Below are 6,000 nucleotides of genomic sequence, written 5' to 3' on the forward strand. Positions count from 1 at the left end.
GTTCGGGGCTGAAAGTGGCCAAGCCGCCGGGGTCTGCTGAACTCGCCGATCGAGTACACCGCTGCCGAGCGCGCCCAGCTGCAGGACATCGCGAACGGCGAGAGCGCCACCGCCGGTCGGCTCGACCCTCTCCTCAAGCTGCTCAAGAAGGTGCCCGGCTTCGTCAAGGCTGTTGGCGGGAAGTTCGTCGACTTCAAGAACCGGTACGACGGCCTGTCCTGGTACTCGAAGGCTCCGCTGGTTGCCGCAGGTGTGGGAAGCGACCTCTACACGATCTGGCAGCTCTTCAACTGACGGGCTGTCTGAGCTCTGACTGAGAAGGGGGTGCGTCGCGGTCGTGGCTGCGATGCACCCCCGCACGGCATCTCCCCGGCACAACCTGAGAGGTCAAAAACGTGAGCAACTCGCCGATCTCGGTGCAGGGGCAGCAGAAGCCAGGATGGATTCTGCCGGTGCTGCTCGTCGGTGCCGTCTCCGCCGTACTCAACTTCGGCGGCGTCTGGTCATGGTGGGCACTCCTTTGGGCGCCGTTGTCCGCCATTGCTGTTGGGGCCATGGGCTACGAGTGGCGGCTGCTATCCCAATGCCGGTGGCGGATGAGCGCCCTGGAATGGGCGCTCCTCGCCGTCTCCCACGTCGGCCTTGCCGCTTCGCTCGCAGCTGTCCTCGGCGTCCTTCGCTCCTGACCTGCTGGCTTGCGTCACGCTCCCGAGTCGATGGCATCCGCACCCTGATGGCATCACGGGCTCTATCGTGGAACTGGCTCTGGCGCCCGAGCACCGGCGTGGGCACGGCGTCCGGTACGCCGGGTTGAACCAGGGCCGGATCGACGTCGCCCGGATGCGGCGGTCCTTGGTCGGGGTGCCGTTGCCCCGGGCCGCCGACGGGCGCCTCGTGCTCGCTGTGGATGTGTCCCCGTGGCTTCGGCCGGACGCCGACACATGCTCGGCCGATCGTTCTGCCACACGTTCGGCCGAGGCCTGGGCAAACACCAGAATGGTGCCAGGCTGGCCGTACTCGATCGTCGCTGCGCTGGAGACCGGTCGCACCTCCTGGACCACGCTGCTGGATGCGATTCGGCTGGAACCTGGCGCCGACCTCGCGGCCGTCACAGCCGACCAGGTCCGCGAGGTCGTCGAACGCCTCATCACAGCGGGCCAGTGGCAGCGGGGTCAACCGGACGTCCTCGTCGTCCTCGATGCCGGCTACGACGCACCCCGCATCGCGCACCTCTTGGCGGACATGCCGATCGAGGTCCTGGGCCGGCTCCGTCGGATCGGGTGATGCACACGCCGGTCCCGGCCCCGTGGATCTGCCCGCCGCAGGGCGGGCGTCCCCCAAAGCACGGCGGCGAGTTCGTATTCGGCGATCCAGTCACCTGGGGCGAGGCGGCGGCCGTCACCTCGACGACCACGGAGCGGTACGGGACCGCGACCGCGCAGGCATGGGACCGGCTCCACCCCCGTCTGACCCGCAAGGCCGCGCGGGGGAACCACGACGGACCGTTGCCGATCATCGAGGGCACTGTGATCAGACTAACCGTGGCGAAGCTGCCCAGCGGCGGCGTCAACAAGCCCGTCTGGCTGTGGTGGTCGGGCACCGGAGCCACCCCTGAGGACATCGAACAGGCTCACCCCGGCCCGGGTCCGCCGGGGGTTCAGGAACCTGCACGCGAAGACGGGCACGCCGGCCCGTGCACCGAAACCCACCCGCCCCGGCCGCCCCATGGTTCGAAGAACCAGCGGGCCCGCCACCCGCTACGCCGTTGGGCGCGTGCTCGCCACCGGGGAGTCCTACGCCCGACCCGCACACCACAAGAAGGGAACGAAGCCCCGGCGAACGACCATCGACGGCCGTGATCACGGCACGGAATAAGCGGGTGTCAGCCGATGTCCCAAGATGCCAGGCTCGTGTTGCAGTGCAAGCAGCGGAACAGGTAGGCGGTCGGCTCGCCGGCGCGGTCCAGCCCCCGCAAGAACTCCTCGGTATCTGCCGGCGACCAGCCGTAACGCCGGTGATCTGCACGGAGCATGGCGAGGGCCTCCGGGTAGGCCTCAAGCTCGCGATACCCGGCAGGGCCGAGAAAGGCCGCGCCGTCGCCACAGTGGTACAGCCAGGCCTCCTGCTGCCAACCCGCAAAGCCGGGAGTGCGTCGGGTGATTTCTTCGACGACCGACAGAGGCACGTCGTCGGGGACGTCAACGGCATCGCTGAACATCGCAGCCATGTCGGACTCCCCGTCGCCTCCGCCTGAGATGCTCAGGGCCAGCGACGCTGCCCCGGACTGGATGCAGTGAAGGCAGAGGGAATCAGGTTGCCGACCGTAGACAGGCCCTTGATAGCGGATCTGTCGATTCATGCCACAGACACTGCAGACATGGTCGGTGCGCAACGCGGACCCGGAGGCCAGTGGATCGGGGTGGTATCGAAAGGTCGGCTCTGCCACGGGACCATCATCCCAACCAGAAACGGGCACCGCGAAGCTGGTATCCGTTTGCCGCGGTGCGGCACCCGCTCAGGCGAAGATCAGAGGTTAAACGGTAAGCCGAGTGCCTGTTCCTGATCCAGACATGACAGAGAGGGCGTCGAGTGCAGGTCTGGCCGGGTGGGGCGCGAGCCGCAAAGCGCCGCATTCATGCCTTTTTGGTGACGTGTCTGGCTGAGTAGGGTCGGCGTGTACGTTCTGGCGATGGGTGAGGGGGCGGTGTGATCGGGCTGGGTGTGTTACTGGGGGCGGCGGTGTGGATGGTGGTGACCGTGTTGGGTCGCGGAAAGCGGCGGCGTACGGAGAATGTGGATGGCCTGCTTATTGAGCAGGCTCGAACGGCGCAGGCAAGAGCTGACCGGAGTTTCTGCAGATCGGATGAGGCCGTCCTCGCCTCAATGCTTAGAGATAGGCACAAGCCCTAGCTGGGGTCTCCCTCCCTGTAGCGGAGGAAGACCTCCGAGGCCGCAGTGCCAGTCGGTGCGGTGGTGCTGAGTGCCTTCTCCTGAGCCAAAGGGGATGCGACTCTGCTTGGACGTACCGTAGTCAGGGTGGAGAAGCGGGGGCGAGCTCGGGTGTGGTTGGTGGCGGTGTCCCGGTCAGTCCCGGGTGTGCTCGTGAGGGGTCGGCTGGTCGGCCCGGCGGGACTGCTGGCGGGTGTTCCGCCTGGTCATCAGCGTGATCGCGGCCCGGGTGATCAGTGATTCGGAGTGCTGGATGAGGCGTCCGTAGTCGCGGGCGTGTCTGTGGGCGTGGATGACGCAGGTCGGCGGTCTCTCGACGACCCAGCGGCGGGGCAGGACGAGGAAGCCGACCGCGTTCTTGGGTCGAATCCGGTGCTGCGCCCGGTCGGCTGACGTTCGGCCGGGGCGCCGGCGCCCTGGCCGGGCGGGCCGGGGTGCGGGGCGGACGCTGAGCGGCCCTCTGCGCGGGCCGTCACCGCATGGTGGCGGCCCGCGCTTCCGTATCGCCCGGAGCCGGTCCCGGCTGCGGGGAGGCGGGCCGGTTCGTGTGGCGGGGCGACGCCCCGTAGCCCGCGGGGCCGCGACAGCTGTCGCCGGTCAGTGAATCTGAGCAGTTGTCACTCTTGTGACCTGGGGTTGTGCAGTTTGGCTGAGTGGGTTGGTGGGTGGGTTGGCTCACTGATTCTGCGCAGTTCCCGGGTGCGGAAGCCGTTTGACCTGCGGATTGTCGGGCGTGGGGCCTGGTTGCGCAAGTTGGTTGAGTACTGCGCAGTTTTACTGGTCCTTGGTATGTGGTGCGTGTTTGCCCAGTGGGCTGCTCGGTACCGCGGGCGAGCGGATTCCTTCGCGTATCCGTACGTACGTATGACGTTCTGTGGTGACGCTCGTGATACTGACGTGGTCGGCATCGAGAAGAGAGCGGCCGGGGGGTGTTGATGGGTGGCTTTCGTGTGAGTCGAGATATGCGGCTCGCGGTGTGGAATAGGCCGGCGGTCGCTGCCGAGGTGTATGCGAGGTGCACTACTCCTCGCGGTGTGGTGACCCTGATCCGGGAACGCGGCGCACGGACCCGTCCGGAGGACCATGCCGATGTGGTGGAGAGCTGGACGGTGTCACTGCGGGACGGGGAAGCCAAGCTCAAGGTTCACCGGCTCGTGGCAGGCCCCCTGTTGATGCGGTGGCGGATCAGGAAGGGGTTCGAGGGCGAGGTGGACGGTGAGCCGTTCCGCTTCAGTGGCATGTCCGCGCTGCGGCGCTCTTGCCGATCGGTCAGGTATGAGGGGTCCACGATTGATGTCCGGATCGTCCCGCGCGCGTTCAGCCTCCGTCTTGTCCAGCAGGGAGAGGAGGTCGGATTCCGCTTGTTCGGCAATCAGTGGGAGCTGTCGGACCCTACTGATTATGCCGTGTTGGCTGTCTGCCTTTTCGAGTGGGCCGGGTTGGAGGACGTGCTCAGGACGCCCGTGTTCCGGGACCTGTGACGAGGTGGCACACGCTCCGCCAGAGCTTCGTCATTCAGCACCGCCGGGGTGCCTGATCTGCGACGCCGCGGGTGGTTGTCCAGTAGGGTCGCAGCCGGTGGCCTTCCGGGCAGCGTTCGGTTTTGGGCTGGTCAGGCCGGCGAGGGGCGGGTGTCGGTGGACAAGTCTGATGCAGGTGTAAGTGGTGTCACTGGGATGAGTTGAGCTGGGCAGTGAAGCGCGGTGTCGCACCTGGTACTTCCAGTGCGAATACCCGCACGAAAAGGTTCACTGGCAGTCGACAGCATGACTGTCGTCAGGGAGGGCCCGGAGCGGACCATGCCATCACTTCCCGTATCAAGCCGAGCCACATTTTGAAGCATTAGTTGGGGATGCGAGCTGGCATGATCGGGCCATGCCTATTGCTGTTGAGTTCTTCGTGGCCCCGGATGACGGGGTGGCTTCCGAGATGGGACCACGGCATCGCCATCATGGTCTTCCGGCTTTCGCGTGCACGGACTTCTACCCCGACGATGCGGTGGGGGACTGGGAGGTCCTGCTGGTAGGGGGTGCGGCCACAGAGCCGCGTGTTGTTGTGCCGATGAAGAATGACGGCTTCACGGTGTTCGAGCTCCCCGAGAGACTGTGTTCCACCCTGGCGCAGGCGAGCAGGAGCCGGCTCGCTGCGGCCGCTGGTGCCTGGGTCGGACTTGCCACCATGAAGGACGAGGGGGTTCCGGTGGAGGCGGCGGTCGAGGCCCTGACTGAAGTGGGAGATCTGGCCCGCACGGCGGCAGGCCTCCGTCACCCCTTGTACTGCTGGTACTTCTGAGGAAGGCCGGTCGCCAGTGGCCACCCCCTTGCTGCCGACAGCCAGCAGAGGGCGGAGGTCCTGGACGTAGGGTGTGATGTGGGGGGAGGCTTTGGGTACGGCGCCTCCTGATGGCCGGTTGGGTCAAGAAGCGGCATGGGTGCCAGCCGCACGCGTGGCATACGAGCGATGCCTTCGCGAACCCGCCGGAACCAGACCGCTGACGCGCCGGGCAGAGCACTCTCCCGCCGAACAGGGCGCAGGGCTTTGACCCGGTGAGACGGGGTTATCGTGAGAGTGTGGGGTGGGGCGGGCCGGATTCGAACCGGCGTTATCCCTCTTGCAGGGGGGCGTCGACCTCTGTGCTGCCTGCCCCCACCGCGGTCTGTACAGTTTGTGCCCGTCAGCCGTGCCCCTGTTGCGAGCTGCCCGCGGAGCGGGCTGGTCCTGGAGGCGGAGCCGGAGGGACCGGGGTGGGGGAGCGGAGCGGACCTGCCCAACGGGCCGGAGGCCCGGACTCCGTGAAACGGAGTCACTCGGGCCTGCGAAGCAGGCCGTTCGGCTGGAGCGCAGCGAAACCCCAACAGGTCCGCAGCGAAGCGAAGGACCCCGGCCCGAAGGGCCGGCCCTGGCTCGGCGAAGCCGAGCCCCGCCGAGCGCAGCGAGGCGCTTCACTGCCCCGGAGCGAAGCGGAGGGGCAAGGCGCCGAAGGCGCCCCGGCCGAGCGCAGCGAGGCCGGTCTCTCCTGAGCGCGCAGCGCTCAGGTACCCGCTCCGCGGG

The 6,000-nt window shown here is 67.3% G+C and carries 6 protein-coding genes; 5 read left to right on the forward strand and 1 reads right to left on the reverse strand.

Annotation, left to right across the window (positions count from 1 at the left end; all coding sequences use genetic code 11):
* The first annotated feature begins 150 nt into the window (after positions 1-150).
* The 3 genes from ACIPW5_RS26815 (at position 151) to ACIPW5_RS26825 (ending at position 1,284) form a co-directional block, all read left to right on the forward strand.
* On the forward strand, positions 151-294 hold the full coding sequence (locus ACIPW5_RS26815; RefSeq protein ID WP_401249817.1) for a hypothetical protein: 144 nt from the start codon (positions 151-153) through the stop codon (positions 292-294).
* A 101-nt stretch (positions 295-395) separates the two neighbouring features.
* Positions 396-686 carry a hypothetical protein gene (locus tag ACIPW5_RS26820; RefSeq protein WP_401249820.1) on the forward strand — a complete coding sequence of 97 codons (291 nt, stop codon included), beginning with the start codon at positions 396-398 and terminating at the stop codon, positions 684-686.
* A 67-nt stretch (positions 687-753) separates the two neighbouring features.
* The gene (locus tag ACIPW5_RS26825) at positions 754-1,284 is read left to right on the forward strand and encodes a transposase (protein WP_401249823.1); all 531 of its coding nucleotides are present in this window, start codon (positions 754-756) and stop codon (positions 1,282-1,284) included.
* Positions 1,285-1,882: 598 nt separating this feature from the next.
* Here ACIPW5_RS26825 and ACIPW5_RS26830 read toward each other — a convergent pair.
* The gene (locus tag ACIPW5_RS26830; RefSeq protein WP_401249826.1) at positions 1,883-2,476 is read right to left on the reverse strand and encodes a CbrC family protein; all 594 of its coding nucleotides are present in this window, start codon (positions 2,474-2,476) and stop codon (positions 1,883-1,885) included.
* A 1,507-nt stretch (positions 2,477-3,983) separates the two neighbouring features.
* Between ACIPW5_RS26830 and ACIPW5_RS26835 the strand changes: the two genes are divergently transcribed.
* The gene (locus ACIPW5_RS26835) at positions 3,984-4,430 is read left to right on the forward strand and encodes a hypothetical protein (protein WP_401249828.1); all 447 of its coding nucleotides are present in this window, start codon (positions 3,984-3,986) and stop codon (positions 4,428-4,430) included.
* Positions 4,431-4,824: 394 nt separating this feature from the next.
* Complete coding sequence (locus ACIPW5_RS26840) at positions 4,825-5,241, forward strand: hypothetical protein (RefSeq protein WP_401249830.1); 417 nt, start codon at positions 4,825-4,827, stop codon at positions 5,239-5,241.
* Positions 5,242-6,000 lie beyond the last annotated feature (759 nt).

Origin of the sequence: Streptomyces sp. NPDC090077, from assembly GCF_044747545.1 — a bacterium.
Lineage (GTDB): Bacteria > Actinomycetota > Actinomycetes > Streptomycetales > Streptomycetaceae > Streptomyces.